This is a genomic window from Streptomyces sp. E2N166, assembly GCF_003671715.1.
Taxonomy (GTDB): Bacteria; Actinomycetota; Actinomycetes; order Streptomycetales; family Streptomycetaceae; genus Streptomyces; species Streptomyces thinghirensis.
On record NZ_RAIF01000031.1, the window covers coordinates 192619 to 194223 of the forward strand.

At 73.3% G+C, this 1605-nt stretch carries 1 protein-coding gene and 1 pseudogene; one reads left to right on the forward strand and one right to left on the reverse strand.

The genetic code is table 11. The features are described 5' to 3' along the window. Positions 1-690: pseudogene (locus EBH09_RS22895) on the forward strand (hypothetical protein); the annotation flags it as partial. A gap of 178 nt (positions 691-868) precedes the next feature. Here the strand turns inward: EBH09_RS22895 and EBH09_RS22900 are convergent. Continuing rightward, positions 869-1605, reverse strand: a 737-nt coding sequence (locus tag EBH09_RS22900) for a L,D-transpeptidase family protein (RefSeq protein WP_238697416.1), incomplete at its 5' end; no start/stop codon positions are given.

Genomic DNA, 1605 nt, shown 5'->3' on the forward strand with positions numbered 1-1605 from the left:
TCACCCGACCGGCCGCTCGCCTCGCCCTCGCCGCTGGACGGCGTGCAGGGCGGGCCGGGGCCGGGCAGCCGCACGTCCGGCGCGCCGGAGCGGGACAGCGCACGGGACGACGCGGACGGCGGCGCGGACGAGGACACCGACAAGGACGCCGACGCCCGGGCATCCGGCGGCGGGCGGCCGGGCCTTGCCGCCTCCTGCCGCGACGTACGCGCCGGCAAGGGACTCGACGGCGCCCGTCGGCGTGCCCTGAAGGAGGCGGCCGGGGGGTCGTCCCGGGTCGTGAAGTACTGCAGGAACCTCCTCGCCGGGACCGACGGCGCCGCCCAGGACCGCGGCGGTGGCCGGGAAGGCGGCAGGGAATCCGACGAGTCCGGAGAGAGGAACCGGGACCGGGAGACCGGGAGGGATTCCGGCGACAAGGATGACAAGAACGGCAAAGGCGGCAAAGGCGGAAAGGGGGGCAAGGGCGGTGAAGGCGGAGAGAAGGGCCGGGGCGACGGCGGCGGCAAGGGCGATGACGACGACGGCCACCACATAGCCCCGCCCGCCGGACAGCACCACGACCCGCACGCCCCCTCGGCCTACGCGCCCCTGCCGCGGCAGCGGCCGACGTACCCGCCGCACACGTCGTCCACCGTCGCTGATCTACCCCTTGACCTGCGCTTTTCGGGGACCGCAGGAATTTCCTGACCCCGGGTGTGACACTTTCGGCCGCCGTGGCGCAGTAATGAGTGAGCCGACTGGTCATCGGCTTTCGCACCGAGCCGGGGTTCCCCCCGTACCTACGGCTCGTGCACCTCGGCGCGGGCGGGACACGTTCCCCCGGTCCCGCCCGCGCCCCATTCGCCCCCGGCGGGGTTCCACCGCCTCACCGGTGCACGACGACCTTGTCGCCGTTCCTCACCTGTGCGTACAGATCCGCGATCGCCGCCTCGTCCCGTACGTTGACGCAGCCGTGCGAGGCACCCGCGTAACCGCGCACGGCGAAGTCGTCGGAGTAGTGCACGGCCTGGCCGCCGCTGAAGAACATCGCGTAGGGCATGGCCGAGTCGTAGAGCGTCGAGACGTGGTGGCGGGACTTCCAGTAGACCTGGAACACGCCTTCCCGGGTCGGCGTGTACTGCGAGCCGAAGCGCACCGGCATCGTCGACACGGTCCGTCCGTCGATCATCCAGCGCAGCGTCCGGCTCGACTTGCTGACGCACAGCACCCGGCCGGTCAGACAGCGCGCGTCGGGCGCGGCGGCCGGCTGCCCGCCCATCAGGTACAGCTCCCACTTGCCCGGCTCCCGCGTCATCCCCAGCAGCCGCTGCCAGGTGACGGTGTCGGTCCGGCCCGTCCTGGGCAGCCCGCGCTTGCCCTGGAAACCGCTCACCGCGCGCTCGGTCGGGTCGTCGTACGTCCCGGTCGGCCCGTCGACGAGCCACTCGACCTGGCGCAGCCGGGCCTGGAGCTCACGGACGTCCCGGCCGGTGTCGCCCGGCAGCCACAGCGCCAGGGGTTCGGCACGGGCGGTCGGCGCACTCGACGGCGGGTTGCCGCCCGACGCGCTCTTCGGCGTCCGGGGCTTCCTCGGTTCCTTCGGCTTCGTCGGCTCCTTCGGCT